The 14,985-nt window shown below is 62.9% G+C and carries 18 protein-coding genes; 7 read left to right on the top strand and 11 right to left on the bottom strand.

The features are described from left to right. Window positions 1–31: 31 nt before the first annotated feature. The 4 genes from XH87_RS23615 to XH87_RS23600 form a co-directional block, all read right to left on the bottom strand. Entirely contained in the window at window positions 32–553 is a 522-nt protein-coding gene (locus XH87_RS23615; protein ID WP_271589088.1) for a hypothetical protein, read from the bottom strand. Between the two features lie 108 nt (window positions 554–661). Beyond that, on the bottom strand, window positions 662–1,156 hold the full coding sequence (locus XH87_RS23610) for a DUF302 domain-containing protein (RefSeq protein WP_194392414.1): 495 nt from the start codon (window positions 1,154–1,156) through the stop codon (window positions 662–664). Window positions 1,157–1,220: 64 nt separating this feature from the next. Beyond that, window positions 1,221–2,096: an alpha/beta fold hydrolase gene (locus tag XH87_RS23605; RefSeq protein WP_271589087.1), complete on the bottom strand. Its 876-nt coding sequence runs from the start codon at window positions 2,094–2,096 to the stop codon at window positions 1,221–1,223. A 76-nt stretch (window positions 2,097–2,172) separates the two neighbouring features. Continuing rightward, window positions 2,173–2,943, bottom strand: a complete 771-nt coding sequence (locus XH87_RS23600) for an alpha/beta fold hydrolase (RefSeq protein ID WP_271589086.1) — start codon at window positions 2,941–2,943, stop codon at window positions 2,173–2,175. A 212-nt stretch (window positions 2,944–3,155) separates the two neighbouring features. On the opposite strand from XH87_RS23600, the gene XH87_RS23595 reads away from it, so the two are divergent. Beyond that, window positions 3,156–4,118, top strand: coding sequence for an AraC family transcriptional regulator (locus XH87_RS23595; protein WP_271589085.1), 963 nt, complete (start codon window positions 3,156–3,158; stop codon window positions 4,116–4,118). Between the two features lie 133 nt (window positions 4,119–4,251). Then, window positions 4,252–5,319 carry a catalase gene (locus XH87_RS23590; protein ID WP_271589084.1) on the top strand — a complete coding sequence of 356 codons (1,068 nt, stop codon included), beginning with the start codon at window positions 4,252–4,254 and terminating at the stop codon, window positions 5,317–5,319. A gap of 9 nt (window positions 5,320–5,328) precedes the next feature. Here the strand turns inward: XH87_RS23590 and XH87_RS23585 are convergent, their stop codons facing one another. Together XH87_RS23585 and XH87_RS23580 are read right to left on the bottom strand one after the other, a co-directional pair. After that, entirely contained in the window at window positions 5,329–6,261 is a 933-nt protein-coding gene (locus XH87_RS23585) for an AraC family transcriptional regulator (protein WP_271589083.1), read from the bottom strand. A 516-nt stretch (window positions 6,262–6,777) separates the two neighbouring features. Continuing rightward, window positions 6,778–7,104 (bottom strand): hypothetical protein, encoded by a 327-nt coding sequence (locus XH87_RS23580; protein WP_271589082.1) that lies wholly within the window; start codon window positions 7,102–7,104, stop codon window positions 6,778–6,780. Between the two features lie 470 nt (window positions 7,105–7,574). Here XH87_RS23580 and XH87_RS23575 point away from each other — a divergent pair, with 470 nt between their 5' ends. Together XH87_RS23575 and XH87_RS23570 are read left to right on the top strand one after the other, a co-directional pair. After that, window positions 7,575–7,871 (top strand): hypothetical protein, encoded by a 297-nt coding sequence (locus tag XH87_RS23575; RefSeq protein WP_271589081.1) that lies wholly within the window; start codon window positions 7,575–7,577, stop codon window positions 7,869–7,871. Between the two features lie 129 nt (window positions 7,872–8,000). Then, window positions 8,001–8,279 carry a DUF1488 domain-containing protein gene (locus XH87_RS23570; protein ID WP_271589080.1) on the top strand — a complete coding sequence of 93 codons (279 nt, stop codon included), beginning with the start codon at window positions 8,001–8,003 and terminating at the stop codon, window positions 8,277–8,279. Between the two features lie 89 nt (window positions 8,280–8,368). On the opposite strand, the gene rpsU is transcribed toward XH87_RS23570, so the two are convergent. Next, on the bottom strand, window positions 8,369–8,644 hold the full coding sequence (gene rpsU, locus XH87_RS23565; protein WP_025038058.1) for a 30S ribosomal protein S21: 276 nt from the start codon (window positions 8,642–8,644) through the stop codon (window positions 8,369–8,371). Window positions 8,645–9,096: 452 nt separating this feature from the next. On the opposite strand from rpsU, the gene XH87_RS23560 reads away from it, so the two are divergent. The 3 genes from XH87_RS23560 to XH87_RS23550 all read left to right on the top strand — a co-directional run bounded on the left by XH87_RS23560 (window position 9,097) and on the right by XH87_RS23550 (window position 9,918). After that, the gene (locus XH87_RS23560; protein WP_158670467.1) at window positions 9,097–9,306 is read left to right on the top strand and encodes a cold-shock protein; all 210 of its coding nucleotides are present in this window, start codon (window positions 9,097–9,099) and stop codon (window positions 9,304–9,306) included. Between the two features lie 96 nt (window positions 9,307–9,402). After that, window positions 9,403–9,645 carry a transcriptional regulator gene (locus tag XH87_RS23555; protein ID WP_158670466.1) on the top strand — a complete coding sequence of 81 codons (243 nt, stop codon included), beginning with the start codon at window positions 9,403–9,405 and terminating at the stop codon, window positions 9,643–9,645. Window positions 9,646–9,696: 51 nt separating this feature from the next. Next, window positions 9,697–9,918, top strand: coding sequence for a hypothetical protein (locus XH87_RS23550; protein WP_158670465.1), 222 nt, complete (start codon window positions 9,697–9,699; stop codon window positions 9,916–9,918). 38 nt (window positions 9,919–9,956) lie between these two features. On the opposite strand, the gene XH87_RS23545 is transcribed toward XH87_RS23550, so the two are convergent. The 4 genes from XH87_RS23545 to XH87_RS23525 all read right to left on the bottom strand — a co-directional run bounded on the left by XH87_RS23545 (window position 9,957) and on the right by XH87_RS23525 (window position 14,949). After that, window positions 9,957–10,193, bottom strand: coding sequence for a DUF6894 family protein (locus tag XH87_RS23545; protein WP_035700410.1), 237 nt, complete (start codon window positions 10,191–10,193; stop codon window positions 9,957–9,959). A 250-nt stretch (window positions 10,194–10,443) separates the two neighbouring features. Further along, window positions 10,444–10,653 (bottom strand): hypothetical protein, encoded by a 210-nt coding sequence (locus tag XH87_RS23535; protein ID WP_271589078.1) that lies wholly within the window; start codon window positions 10,651–10,653, stop codon window positions 10,444–10,446. A gap of 253 nt (window positions 10,654–10,906) precedes the next feature. Further along, window positions 10,907–13,492, bottom strand: a complete 2,586-nt coding sequence (locus XH87_RS23530; protein WP_271589077.1) for an EAL domain-containing protein — start codon at window positions 13,490–13,492, stop codon at window positions 10,907–10,909. Between the two features lie 158 nt (window positions 13,493–13,650). Further along, the gene (locus XH87_RS23525) at window positions 13,651–14,949 is read right to left on the bottom strand and encodes an MFS transporter (RefSeq protein WP_271589165.1); all 1,299 of its coding nucleotides are present in this window, start codon (window positions 14,947–14,949) and stop codon (window positions 13,651–13,653) included. Between the last annotated feature and the right edge of the window lie 36 nt (window positions 14,950–14,985).

Here is a 14,985-nt window from a genome sequence, read left to right as displayed (position 1 = left end):
GCGTCGGCGCCGAACAGTCGAAGCCTTCCGCCTAGTCCTTCGCGGCAGGTACGGGCGGCACCGGCAGAATGATTTCGGAAGCGATCTTCCAATCTTTCTCGACGCGAAGCCAATTGATGATCATTAGAAACCGCCTGGCTGTTCCATCCTGCCCCGCATAAGAGACCGTGATGTTCATCGGCACGTAGGACTCGGCGACATCGCGGGTCAGGCCGACAACCTTGAGCTTGGAATAATCCGGCTCGAGCACGACCGGACCGGAGCTGCCGATATCGTGAAGCTTCTGATCAATCGCCTCGTTGCCCCAAAAGCCGGCCCAGTTCCCCTCAGACTGGATCGCGCTCTTAGCTACCAATAGTGTGGAGGGCGATTGCCAGAACATCTCATGGAGAGCCTTGAAATCGTGCTTGTTGGCCAATTCCATCAGCCTGCCGAACTTTGATTTGATCGCGTTAAGGGCCGTAGCATCCAGCGGCTCTTTCCTGACAGCGGATTCAGACGCGACAGTCCCGGCGGAAAGAACCGAGGCAGCGACAACAAGTGTCTTGTACATGGAGGAATTTCTCTTTCGACGTCTGGCTCGTGTCATGACAACGCCTGTCGCGGTCCGCGATTGATATGAGTTACCCACTCTACCGGCTGAAGATTTCATCAGAGCGCTTTAGCCTGCACACTCGCGTAGCAAGGTTGTGATTTTCGTATCGAGATCTCGGGCGACGGCAAGTGCTTCCGAGCTGCCATAATGCAGTAGATAACTCTCCATCTTGTCATAAGAGACGTGCACGCCATCGGGACGCTCATCAATGAGTACTGTGACTGGAGCATAAGATCCGGCATCGGGCACGTGCTTGACCATCTCTTTCATGATGAGTGGATTGCCTACGACGAACCGTTTGATCTTGGGCGTCCTGGATCCGGTTTCGCGACGCAGAATGTCGCCCAAGTCGAATTCCGCGAAGAGCATAAGGTCCGTTCGGCCGAGGTCGCGTTGTACAACGCGCTCAAGATCCGGGAAGGAGTTTGTCGCCCTCGTCTCTTTGAAGAAGTTGACCATGTCAGGTTGACCGATCGCGGACTTGAGGGTCGCGACAACAGCCTCGAATGGTTTTGCGCTCGTGAGGCTGAAACGTTCAACCTCGACTCTAACGATTGTCATTTTGTCCTCCGTAGCGACTCTCATTGATGAAGTGCGTCCGATGGTGCGTCGGAACGCGGTGAGATCATGCAGCCGCGGGATGCGATTCCAGGAAGGTCCGGACGTGGCTGACGAACATGTCGGGATACTGAAACAGGGCGCCGTGCCCTGAATCGGGATAGAGGACCAACTGAGCGTTGCCGAGTTCGTTGAACATTGCGTAGGCGTTATTCGCGGGCAGCATGGTGTCGTGGCTGCCGCTGACCACAAGAGCGGGCTGGCGGATGGCGCGTAGAATGGCGTGCTCGGGATCAGGTGTGGCGCACCAGGCGATCAGAGCCTTGGCCTGCGGGTCGGTAACCGCGTTGCCGTTATCGGTGTCCCGATCGTCCTTACGCAACTTCGTCCGCTTCAGGAAGGCCAAGCCTGACGACCGGCTGGCGGACGACTTCGTGAAGAACAGCGGCAGACGGGGGTCCGGCGCGTCGGTTTGGGAAAACGCCTCCTGCAGAACCGCTAACAGGTGTTCCTCTCCGCCTCGTGGCGCGGTGCCGACGAGGATGAGTTTCCGGACCAGCCTTTCGTGCTCAGCTGCGATCTGTTGGGCGACGCAGCCGCCGAGAGAAAAGCCCAGCAGGTCGACCTCAGAAAGGCCGAGGAGATTGATGAAGGCGAATGCATCCCTCGCCATCGCTGCGATATTGTCAGGCGTTTGGCCGGTCGAGCGACCGACCCCAGCATTGTCGAATGCGATGACGGGGCGATCGGCGGCAAGACCGTTGACGACGGCGGGATCCCACGCGTCAATGTTGCCCGAAAAGTGCTGCAGGAGCACCAGCGGCGTTCCGGTCGCGGGGCCGAGGCGACGATAAGCGAAGCGGATTCCGTGGCCTTCGACATAACGGGTCGGTGCCGTTTCGAGCGTGGCGGCGTCCAGGCTCGCAGTGTTGAGTTGAGTCATCTCATCCTCCGGATGTTTGGCAATGAAATAGTCGAGCGGGCGCGCTCCCGGCGCGAAAGGACCGGGAGCGCTACCGTTACTTCGCGAGTGCGGCCTTTTCGATTGCCTCTGCGACTTGCTTCGCATGGACGACGAGCGAGGCATGGCTACCGGCGACTTCCGTCGTCTGAGCCTTGATCCTGGCTGCGAACGACTTCTGCGCTTCCGGCGCGAGGACTTTGTCCTTCGTGCTGATGACATAGAACGTCGGCTTGTCATGCCAGGCCGCAATGTCGACCGGGGCTTCGTACGCAACGTGATTCAACGGAAGCTGCGAGTTGGCGAGGTGCTCAGCGATTTCCGGAGGAAGGTCGGCCGCGACGGCTGACGGAAACACCTTGGGATCGATGTACAAATTGCCCTTTGCATCAGGATGGATCGCTTTGCTGCCTTCGGTCGGCGGGCCGGCCTTTGCCAGCGACGCCAGGGATTCGCCTACCTCCGGCGCGAAGGCCGAGACATAGACCAGCGCCGACACCTTGGGATCGTTACCGGCTTGCGTGATAACCACGCCGCCCCAGGAATGGCCGACGAGAACGGTTTTGCCGTCCTGCTTCGCCAGCGCCTGTTTCGTGGCATCGACGTCAGCGGCAAGGGAGGTGAGCGGATTTTCGACGAGCGTAACGTTGTAGCCCTTCTTCATGAGAATATTGGCAACGGGCTGCCAGCTCGTCTGGTCCACGAAAGCGCCGTGCACGAGCACTATGTTGTGGGCTGCTCCCTTGGGTAGTTCAGCGGAATGAACGGAGCCGACCAACGTCGTTCCGGCCAGGAGTGCGGTGGCGGCTGAGAGGAGGATGTTTCGCATTGATAATTCCTGTTGGCATGTCGGACGAACTCGGTCCGGCGGAATGGACAGGCGTTTCCAGCAAGGCCGCGGTTCTTCCATCTGCCATCGGCAAGATGGTTGCCGTACGTGACGTCGGCCCGCGGCATCACCTAGTTCGCGGACAGTTCGGACGATAGAGATCAATCGTCCGGATGTTGTGTCGGATCGTCCACTGGTCTAACTTTGGCGACATGGACATTCTCGCCCAAGTGCTCGATCGCGTTCGCCTCGGCGGCACGCTGCTCTTTCACTTCGAACTCGGACATCCCTGGAATCTGGAGTTGCCGGCGCGCCCCTACGCCTTGTTTCACTATCTCAGCGAGGGCTCTGCGACCCTGGTGCTCGGCGAGGGTCCGGAAATCCAGATGAGCGAGGGCGATTTCGTCGTCATCACACGCGGCGAGCCCCATGCCTTTTATTCCGATCGCCGGGCCAAGCCTCTGCGGATCATAGATATCGATCGAGCGTCGTCGCGGTTTGGTGTCATCCGTCACGGCAGCCGAGCAAAGCCACTCTCGACGATGATCTGCGGCAATTTCACGGTGTCACGGCCCCTGTTTGGCAGTGTGCTGGAGCTACTGCCGCCCGTGCTCCTGCTGAAGCCGACGGCAGACGGAGGTTGGCTTGAAGCGATCCTGCGCCGCATGGTCAGCGAGTCCGCGCTTGAGCGTCCCGGTCAACGCGTCGCGCTCTCGCGACTGACGGAAGTGCTCTTTGTCGAGGTGCTCCGAAGTTGGATCGCGTCTCTTAGTCCCGGACAAGGCGGCTGGCTCGGTGCCATATCTGACCCACATATCGGACCGGCGCTCAAGCTGATCCACGAAAACCCGGAGAAGCCCTGGACCCTGAGCGACCTTGGCCACCGCGTGGGGCTCGGCCGCTCGGTGTTTTCGGCGCGCTTCACCCAGCTCGTCGGCCAGTCCATGCACCGTTATGTGGTCGAACGCCGCATGGCGGAAGCGGCGTTTCTGCTGGAAGCCAGCGATGAGCCCATCGCGCGAATTGCCAGCAGAGTTGGCTACGAGACAGCGGCGGCGTTTTCGAAGCTATTCCATCGACATCACGGCGTATCGCCCGGCCGGTACCGAATATCCCGTCGCTCTGACACGGGCGAAAGGCAAGGGGACTTTCAGGAAGCAGCGGTCGCCGATTAGGTTTGTAGCGGCCATCTGCGGCAGGTCCCGCTACTGGCCCATCCGCGGCCTGCGAGACCATTCGCTCTTCGACCACTGTAGGCGGCAGACCGTACATCAGGCGGCCATCGCTTGTTGAGTACTTGCCCTAGCCGTGTCTCGAGCGAGCGGCTGGTCCCGAGCCAGCGAGTTGCGAGATTCGTCGCAGGATCGGACAAGGCATGTCCGCTTTGGGAAAGATTTTTCGGCGCACCCTGCGCCACAAACAAACCTATCGCTCGAATCCAAAGGTTTCGTTCTGCCAGAGTTCCCGAGCGGCGCAGCCACGCCGATCTCCGTCGTCGATGCCTTGAGGGCAGTTGCCGGTCTTCCGCCACGGGCGCGCGCGAGCTTTTGCCGGGGCCAGTGCGTTCGCGGTACCTATGCCCCCTCGGATCAGGCCAAGGAGATCACCAGGTCTCGCAGCTTCACCATGCCCTCCCGGGTGCTGGCGCGTTTCTCGGCGGACGTCGTCTCCCCGAACTCGGTCGATACCGACGGTCGCTCGCTGCGCGGCTTCAGCTTCCGGCTCGGCAGCGGCCATCAGCGCTCCGAGATTTTCACCCAGAGCGCCCCGGTTCATTTCGCCAGAACGCTCGACCAGATGCTGGCCTTCCTGCAAACGCGCATGCCGGGAACTGACGGCAAGCCGGACACGGCCCAGGTCGAGGCATTCTCCGCCGTCAATCCCGAGACGCTGCGCCAGGCAAGCTACCTTGCCGCGAATCCGCCGCCGGCAAGCCTTGCCTGCACGACCTATTGGGGCGTGCACGCCTTTCCCGCAACGAACGCTGGAGGTGAGACACGGTTCATCAAGTTCAAGATCGCGCCGGTCGGCGAAGAACGCAGGCCGAGCCAGGACACGGCCACGGCCAAGTCCATTGGCTTGCTGCGCGATCTCGAATCCCGGATCGCGGCACGCGATGTCAGGTTCAGCGTGATGGCGCTGCTGGATCGTCCCGGCGACCCCGTGATGGACGTGACCATCCGTTGGCCCGATGAGGATGGGCGCGAAGCGGTACGGCTCGGAACGATCGTGATAACGGGCACTGAATCGAACGAGGCGTGCGACGCATCCATGTTCAATCCAGGCAATCTTGCCGAAGGCATCGGCCATCCGCCGGACGAGATGTTTGCGGCGCGGCGCGCAGTCTACGCCATCTCTCAAACAGGCCGCCGCTGAACGGAAGGGTCACGCTTCGCTTTCCGGCTCGCCCTGCGCCTCACGGCGCCACACGCCCGGGCTGACGCCGACCACCGAGGAAAACACCCGGGTGAAGTGGCTTTGATTGGCGAACCCGGCCGATATCGCGATCTCCGCCAGCGACAGGTCGCGCACGGTCATCAATTGCTTGGCCGTGTCCACGCGCTGGCGCAGCAGCCATTGGTGCGGCGGCAGGCCGGTGGAGAGGCGGAATGCGCGCGAAAAATGGCTGACCGAGAGATCGAACTCGGCGGCGATCTTCTCGAGTGAGAGCTTTCCGCGGAGATCGGACTCCAGCCTTTCGCAAGCCCGCTTCACCTGCCATGGGGCAAGGCCGCCGCGCGCCGGCTCGGCGGCGCGCCGCAACCCGCCGTAGGTCGTCGCAACATGCGCGGTGAGCGCGAGCATCATGTGGTCGATGAAGAGCTGGTTGGCCTCTTCAGGCTGCCGCAACGCCGCCAGGAACGACGCGCCGAGATGGCGGATCGTCATGTCGTCATGGCCGGCGCCGGGCTCATAGGCGAGTTCCCCGATCCGTGGCGCGCCGCTTTGCCTCGCCATGTCGTCCAATGCCGAACGGGGCAGATGGAAGAACAGGGAATGGAAGGGCTTGTCGATCACGTAGCGCGGATCGCGCTTCAGGTCGTACAGATAGGTGGCGCCGGCGCGGATATCGCTCTTGATCACGCATCGGCCGCGCTCCCAGCACTCGCAATCAGAGAAATCCCGGAATTTGAGGCTGACGAGATAGGCGTCCTCAGGCGGCATCGACTCGGAAAGCCGCGGCAAGGGATGGTCATCCCGGGTTTCGATGACCGCGAGTGCGGCGCTGCGCAGCGAACGCGTGACCAGCGTTGGCGGCGCATCCTTCAAATGCAAGAACCGTTCGAGCTTCTGCGCGAAGGCGTCCGCCTGTGCCATGGGAGTGCATCTCGTATGTAAGGAGACCGGGGAGCAGAGGCGCCACCGCCAGATCACGTCCAATTATCCGACATCCGCAAGCGACGGTCCAGACTTGCGCGTTGGAACGCCGGCCGTGTGACGCCCCGCCGCATCTATTGTCGCAAGACGTTTTCACAAGAGATTTCAACGGATCTTGATGTCTCTCGCGCGATCTCCGTTCAATGCCTCGACAACTCGTCGCCCGCCCATCGTGCATTTGTGAAAACGCGGGTGCGCTTGAAGCATTCGCCTGCACCGGCTGATCGATCCGGAGATGACGCCGGCGCGATCAAGGATTTGCGGGGCCGCATGCCGCAAATGCCACAAGCACTCGTGAAGTTGGCACATCCACAGCGCTTGGGCTGACACTGAACAGCAATCTTAGGCTCACGATCAGCGATGGCATGCTGACGCTGCACGGCCGGCCCGCGACAAACTCACCAGCTATGCCGGCAAGGGAGTCCTCAAGTACGGCTGGTGAGCTGCAGCTCCTCGCTACTTCTTCTTTGCGGGTCCGAAGTCCGGCTGCCAGGCAGCTTCCTTGCGGGACGGGGCCGCGGCAATCACCTTGGCCTTGTCCTTCTTCGGCTTCTTGGCTTCGCGGTTGCCGCGTTGCTGGCCCTTTGCCATGTCGCTCTCCTTTGCTGGCTTGAGTTCGTCGAATTCATTCGGCTGCAGGACCCGGCCGCGCGGGGTGCAGACCCTGACGTCCATGTACCCCTCGCGCAGCAGTTTTTCCGCAAGGCGTAGCGCGACCGTCGCAGTCCCGCGCCCGAGATTGGAGCTGCCGTATTCGTTGGTCCCGCTGACCAGATACGGCACGCGTGTTGTCCTAGCCATTGAGGACCGCAGCGGCGCAGACGAGCAGCAGGAGGAACAGCGGAACGATCACCGGCGGCACGATCCATTCCGAGATGCGAACACGCGACATCGAACGCTCCTGCGAAGCCTTCGGCGGGAGCACACGTGACCCTCAGTCACCGGTCGAAGCCGTTGAGAAGTGCGGTGATGCGAATGACCCTACTCTCGTGTCGGACCAATAGCGAGCGCCAAATGCCGTGCGGGCAGCCGCCGCGCCGCGACGTTATCGTCTCCGGCATGAGACGATATCGCTGGCCATTGCCGTGCCAAAGGCGCATGCTTGCAGTGGCCGGCACGGGTTGGGGCTTCACTTGCGAAAGGCAGGCGTGCATGACCATCCGCTCGCGGCGAAAATCCGCTTCGTCCAGGCATCCGTTCCGCATGAACTCTGTCGATCTTGCGAGCGCAAGCCGCAGTCGCGAGCATCGCCGATGACTGACCAGCCGGTTGATCTCGACAAGCGCCGCGGCATGGCCGCGCAAAAGGCCACCGACTTGCGTCGCGCGCTGGCCGAGGTCGAGGCTCACGTCAGGGAGTTGCGCGAGCGCGAGGCCGAACTCGAACACCGCATGATGACGGTGCCCGCTGCGTCCTGGCTCGAGGCCGCGGTGAAGGCGCGCCATCTGCTCAACCTCTACGCTGCGAGCCTGCCGGCCGAGGACACGCGCCACCGCGCGCTCGTATCGGCGCTGTTCGACGATTTCGCCCGGCTGTCCGGGGACGGCTGAGGCGAGCAACGGCCGTCTGCATTCTCAAGATGTGCATACTCGGCGCGAGCCCGGAAGCAAGCGCGCGGTCCCCGTCAATGATTGGATGGCGCGAACTCACCGAGCAGCAAGCATGTTACGGAGTGAGCCATGACACTGACCAGCGGCCGCTTTATTGGCCACGAATACGACCGGATGATCGTCCGGTTCTCGATGCATGACGGCGCCAGGGAGATTCCTTGCGCGATCTCGACCTCCGCGATGGACTCTCTCGAGCACGGCCCGCAAGTCAGGCCCGAGGAGCGGGAAGCCCAATTCGCCCGTCTACGGGATCGCATCGAAGCATGCGCCGCGAACAAATATCGCGCGACAGAGTTCGAAGGCACGCCGCCCGGCATCGTGCTTCGAGGTATCGATTTCAGGCCATAGCGAAGACGGCAACCGCGACGGCTCAGTCAGGCTTCTCCGCGGCGTCACAGGTGACGCAGCATGGCATGAGTTCCAAACGAAAATCGCTTCTACTCCGGCCGTGCCTTGATCTCCGGCAAGGGCGGCTTGCGCTCGAAGGGCTTCTTTTTCGGTGGTGCGGGCAGCAATCCCTCCCTGATCGCCTGCTTCCGGGCGAGCTTGCGGGCGCGGCGAATGGCCTCGGATTTCTCGCGGGTCTTTCTCTCGGACGGCTTCTCGTAGGAGCGGCGCTGCTTCATTTCCCGAAAGACGCCTTCGCGCTGCATCTTCTTCTTGAGAACGCGGAGTGCCTGCTCAACATTGTTGTCTCTGACGAGTACGTGCAATTGATCCTCCTGGCTCGGGCTGCGAATGCGAGATGTCCTGCAGGGCAGCCAATTGCGCAGGAGCCTTATTGCGATTGTCTTATTGCGATTGTTGAGGATAGCAGCGGCGACATTCGTCGCGGCTTCGGACGAGCCGATCTGCTCGTCACAGCGAGCAGCTTGGTGGCGTCGACGTGACCACTGTCGCGCAGCGCTGTCAATCGATAACGTCCTGCTTGCAGGTCGACGGACACACGCGAGGCGCCTCGATCGGAACAGACGAACTGCCTCGCGGAAAACAAACTGGCTTCGCTCCTTGCAAAACCGTGAAAGTCATATATATTGACCTCGTTCGATTAGCCGCTGTGCCTTGTTGAATGCGCCCGCGGGCTCCTTTTCCAATGACATCGACGAAGTTGAAGACAACCGCGTGATTGTTGCGCGGGATGCGTTCGTGCGCTTTGGAGAAGAAAATGGCGACAGGTACAGTCAAGTGGTTCAATGGCCAAAAGGGCTTCGGTTTCATTCAGCCGAGCGACGGCGGCAACGATGTGTTCGTTCACATCAGCGCCGTTGAAAGAGCCGGTCTTACTGGTCTCGGGGAGGGCCAAAAGGTCAATTTCGAGATCAAGACCGACAAGATGCGAGGCAAAGTCAGCGCTGAGAACCTCTCGCTGGCTTGATATCGTGGCGCCGTTTCACGGATGTACTGAAACGGTTTCTCCGCCCGCTCAATCCTGGGATTGAGCGGGTTTGGCCGTTGCGGAGCCGGGTGAACGATGAGCACCAAGAAGCCGGCGGAACCGTCACCCGAAAGCATTGCGCGTTCCGATCGCAAGCGCCTGGCCGCTGAAGAGGGAGCGCGGGCGTTGGCAGACGTCGAAAGGCAAGCCGTCGAGGTTCGCAAGAACATGGCGCGGCTCCGAGAAGTACGCGAGGCGAAGGAAGCAGCTGATGAAGCTCTTCGAACAGCTTTGCCAGCCCCAGCGCTCAGGAAGCGTTCAAGGAAGCGGGCGCGATAGTGGTCTTCCACGGCGCCGGCGAAATTTGAAGAGCCGATCACATGCCGGAGAGTGCAGATCGTGCCTAGACTCAAGCCAGACCACGGAACCATCACCTTCTTTCTTGCGTCCGGCGCAAACCGCCAGATGTGCCGGCTTGCCACGACCTTCAACACGCAGAAGCAGGCCTTCAGCTATCTCCAGAAGCATCGAACGGAGTTCGAGCGTATGGCGCGGGCGCGCCTGGCTTCAGGCGAGCTCGAGGACGGCATTGTCGTGCTTTCGATGCTCTAGTCAGTGCGGACACGTGAGCGAGAGCACTCTTGGCGGTCTCAATCGGCCCATCGAACTCTTTCGTCGACGAATGTCGCTCTCAAGACAGGGCCGCTCGCATCCCGAACATTGATGGCGACGCCATCGCTGCTCGCGAACGGTTCGAGCTGTTTGGCAATGTCGGCAAGTGACAGCGCCGCCTCGATCTCCGCGGCTCGCCGGCTGGCCAAGTCCAGGCCTTCTTCGTCTACGACGAGCGCTTCACCATCCCAGATGTCAAAGTAGAATCGCGACACTAGGTCGTCTTCTCTGACGGGCTTCGTCGTTCAGCCTCCCTCGCCAGCCGCTCAGCCTTCAGTCGCTCCCGATTTGCGTGGAAAGCCTGTTCTGCTTTCTCGTAATCGGTCGCGGGCTTCGCCGCGGTCTGCCTGAAGAGGTTGTTCGCCTCCTTCGCTGTTTGCGATTGGGAATACCGTCTCATTGCTTGTCCTCCCTGTCTCCAGTGACCCGAAGTCCGCCGGTGCCGGCGGCTTCCTGGTGCTCGGCCTATTCTCGGATCGGCCTGCTGCGCTTGGACCGAGCAATTCGCACCCGGTTGAACTCCTCGGGCCCGTCGAGCAGATCCCGCTTGCGGACTGCCCTATCCTCCACCGTCGTGGTCGCATCGCCCATGCGATCGATCGCATCGGCGGCCATTTTGCGGGCGCGCTGCTTCCGGCGATCCGGATCGGCGTGCAACGCAAGCCCCAGTTCCATCAGGCGGCCTATTGCCTCGGACCGGCTGGGCTTATCGCTCCGACAAGCCATCCATGACGTGATGGCCTTGAGCTGCGGTTGCGAAAGGTCGAAAGCCTGCCGCTCGGACGGTGGCGCTGCTTTCCGGTCTTTTCATCAGGCCCATGCAGTTTGCAAACAGGACATGGCGCGGTGCCCCTTCCGGCGAACGTCGAAAACCAAACCGCCAGTCGCCGATGTGTTCCTACCGGCCGGAAATATCGCTCAAAGGCGCCTATGCCGACCGCTTCACCGCAACTCCACCCGCCGCCACAACATCGAGCCGCCCCAGCATCGCCCTCGCCTGCTCGGCGCAGTGCTCGATCAGCCAGCGCTCGAAGGCGACCGGAGGCAGCGCGGGTGCGTAGAGGAAGCCCTGGACGATGTCGCAGCCGAGCTCGGCCAGCGTCTTGCGCTGGCCCTCGGTTTCGACGCCCTCGGCGACCACGGTCATGCCGAGACCCTGCCCGACGCGCACCACGGCGGTGGCGATCGCGAGCGCGCCCGCGTCTTTCTCGATGTCGCGCATGAAACTGCGGTCGATCTTCAGTTCGCGGATCGGCAGATGCGCGAGCCGGCTCAGGCTGGAATAGCCGGTACCGAAATCGTCCACCGAGAGGCCGACGCCGAGCTCGCGGATCGCGCTCATCGTCTCCGGCGCGGCGGCGCCGTCCTGCATGAACGCGCCTTCGGTAATTTCCAGCATCAGCGCGTTCGGTGGCAGATCGTATTCGGCCAGGATGTTCTCGAGCCGCGCCGCCAGCGCGACATTGCGGAAATTGATCGGCGACAGGTTCACCGAGACGCAGGGAATGTTGAGCCCGGCGCGGCGCCAGGTCGCCATCTGCCGGCAGGCCTCGCGCACGGACCAGAGGCCGATCTGCTCGATCAGGCCGCATTCCTCCGCGAGCGGGATGAACTTTGCCGGCGAGACGTCGCCGAGCACGGCATCACGCCAGCGCGCCAGCGCTTCGACGCCGTGAATCGCGCGGTCGCAGCTGCGGATCTGCGGCTGGTAGCTGAGGCTCAGCGCACCCTCCGCGACCGCGCGGCGCAGCGCCGCGATCAGCGCCAGCCGCTGCTCGGCGAGCACGTTCATCTCGGCGCTGAAAATGCGGTGGGTCGAACGTCCGGCCTGCTTGGCCATGTACATGGCGGCATCCGCCTGCTGCATCAGAGTGTCGATGTCGGTGGCGTGATCGGGGTAAAGGCTGATGCCGATGCTGGCGGACATCGGCATCAGCTTCGATCCGAGCCGCAGCGGCCGCGCCAGCGCTTCGGTGATGTCAGCCGCGACGCGCTCTGCGCTCTCGGCGCTACGTTGCGGCAGCAGAATGACGAACTCGTCGCCGCCGAGCCGCCCCAGCATGTCCCCGGGGGCGATATGCTCGCGCAGGCGCTGCGCGAGTTGGACCAGGAGCTCGTCGCCGGCGGCGTGACCGAGCGTATCATTGACGTCCTTGAAATGATCGACGTCGAGGAAGGCCAGCGCGACATGGCCGCTGGTCGGGCAGGCATCGATGGCCGTGGTGATCAGGTGCCGCAACTGGGCGCGATTCGGCAGGCCGGTGAGGATGTCGTGATAGGCGAGCCGCGCGATCTCGGCGCGCGCCTCCTTGCGCTCGATCGCGAAGGCGCCGAGGTTGACGCAGGCCTCGACGATGCGCCGGTGCCAATTGCTAGGCGCGCGCGGCTCACGATAGTAAAAGGCGAAGGTCGCGATGACGCGGCCGTCCTTGGCCTTGACCGGGGTCGACCAGCAGGCACGCAGGCCGATCGCGAGCGGCATCGCCTTGTAGGGCTGCCAGCGCGGATCGGTGTCGAGATCGGTCGCCAGAACCGGTGTACCGTAGAAAGCCGCGGTGCCGCAGGAGCCGACATTGGGGCCGATCGCGATGCCGTCCAGCGCGCGGGAATAGTCTTCAGGCAGGCTGGGACCGCCGAGCGGATGGATCAGGCCTGCGACATCGACGTGGAGCAGCGAACAGACCACGTCGGGCGCGATCTCCTCGACACGGCGGCACAGCCGGTCGGCAATCTCGCCGATCGGCACCTCGTCGGCGAGCGCGCTCATGATGAGCTGTTGAAGCGAGCGCAGCTGCCTGGTCTCGGTGATATCCTCGAGCAGCGCGAGGATGTGCTTGACCCGGCCCTTGCCGTCGCGGAAAGCATCGATCCGGGCGGAGACCCAGATCTCCTCGCCGTCCTTGTCATAGACGAGCACCTCGGCCTCGCCGCGATGTCCGCCACGCAACAGGCGCCTGACAAGCTTCGCGAGGGCCTTGCGATCGGTGTGACGACCGGCAATGAGCCCGTCGGCGCTGCGACCTGCGGCCTCCTCGCTGGTATAGCCGAACAGCGCCGTGAACGCCGAATTGACGTAGACGATGTTCTGCCCGACGTCGGTGACGATCACCGCGCGGTTGGTCTGGTCGGCGACGGCGTGGAGAAGCCCGATCCTGACACGCCGCTCCGCATCGAGAGTGACGTCGCGTGCGAACACGATGCGATGGGTCGCGCCGCCGATCGTCGTTGATGACATCGACACCAGCGCCCTGATGCGGCTGCCGTCGCGCCGCACGAGGCTGATCTCCTCGCGGAACTCCGCGGTCGCGCCGGCCTCGAGACATTTGAGGGTGAGAACTGCGGCGTTGCGGCCGAGCACATCGGTGGCAGCGAGCTTCCAGATCCGCTCCGCGGCAGGGTTGAAGTGCGTGATGCGATGCGCATCATCGACGATGACGACGCCGTCCTCGGCGCGTGCGAGTGCCGCGCGCAGCACGTGCGGCATTTCGGTCGCGGGACAATCGGAGGCAGACATCGTTGGAACCGGACGGCATCGGGAAGAAGTGGTACTGAGCGGACGCTACCGCTCCGATGGTGTCCAAGACGTTCTTGCGGCGCCGTGGCGTCACGCCAAGACGCGATATGCTTAACGTTCTCCGAAGAAGAAACGAACAATGCGATGCTTGAGAGAACCTATCTCGCAATACCGCCGGGGAGCTTGTGCAGCCGGCCGGCGACGGCCCGCACATTGCGCGGTGCGGCCCGCCAGATCGAGAGCGCCGACAATCCGCTCATGACGATCGCGATGGCAAAAGCAAGCGTGTAGTCGCCGGCACGATCATAGAGGAAGCCCGTCACCCACGGTCCGGCCGCACCGCCCGCCAGCGCCGCCAGCATGATCGTGCCGAAGATGCTGCCCTGGTGCCTGCCCTGGAAGATCTCGAACACCACCGCGCCCATGATCGAGGTGAGGCCGTAGCCGAGCGCGCCTTGCGTGAACACCATCACGTAGACTAGCCAGAGCGACGGCTGGAATTTCAGTGCCATCAGCGCCGCAAAACAGATCGCAAAGCCCGCGCAGCTGATCGCCCAGACCCACTCCCGGCCGATGCGGTCGGAGACGTGGCCGAGCAGGATCTGGCCGGGAATGCCGAGCAGGCTGACGATACCGAGTGCCCACACCGCCACGCTGGGGCTAAAGCCGATGTCGAGCAGGAATTTGGTCTGGTGCACCTGCACCGCGTACCAGATGTAGAGCCCGCAGAAATAGCCGAGCGCGATCCACCAGAACCGCGAGGTCGCGACGGCGCGTTTCAGCGTCCATTCGGTGCCGGCCCAGACCGGATCGACAATGTTGGAGACGGATCTTGCGGCGCCTGCGGCCGGCGCGGCATCGCCATCCGGCTGAAGGCCGATGTCCTCGGGGCGCTTGCGCAGCAACAGATTGATCGGCGCCAGCACGATCAGGACGAGCAGTCCCATCGCGGTGCAGGCGGTGCGCCAGCCGGTCTGCTCGATCATGTGCTGCACCCATGGCAGCAGCGTCACCGAACCGATGCCGACGCCGGCAAAGGCGATGCCGATGGCGAAGCCGCGCTTGCGGATGAACCAGTTCGGCAGGAACAGCGACTGGCCGGAATAGCCGAGGCAGACGCTGCCGGCGCCGACCATGACGCCGATGGTGACATAGAGATGCCATGGCGCGCTGGTCAGCGGTGCCAGCAGCAGGCCGCCGCCCATCAGCACGACACCGAGCTCCATCACCGCGCGCGGACCGGCGCGATCCATCAGGCGGCCGATCAGCGGGCTGACCACGCCCGACACCACGAAGCCGAACGAGAAGGCGCCCGCGGTGACGCCGCGCTCCCAGCCGAACTCGGAGATGATGGGCGGAAAGAACAGTGAAAAGGCGGTGCGCGCGTTGACGCCGATGGCCATGGTGACGAAGGTCACGGCGACCACGACCCAGCCGTAGAACAACGGAAGCCGCATGTTTGTGTGTTTCATCCCTGGACGGTCCCTTCGGAC

This window comes from Bradyrhizobium sp. CCBAU 53415 (genome assembly GCF_028128735.1).
GTDB lineage: Bacteria > Pseudomonadota > Alphaproteobacteria > Rhizobiales > Xanthobacteraceae > Bradyrhizobium.
Note: the sequence above shows the minus strand (reverse complement) of the source record. Positions and strands in the feature narration are given on the sequence as shown.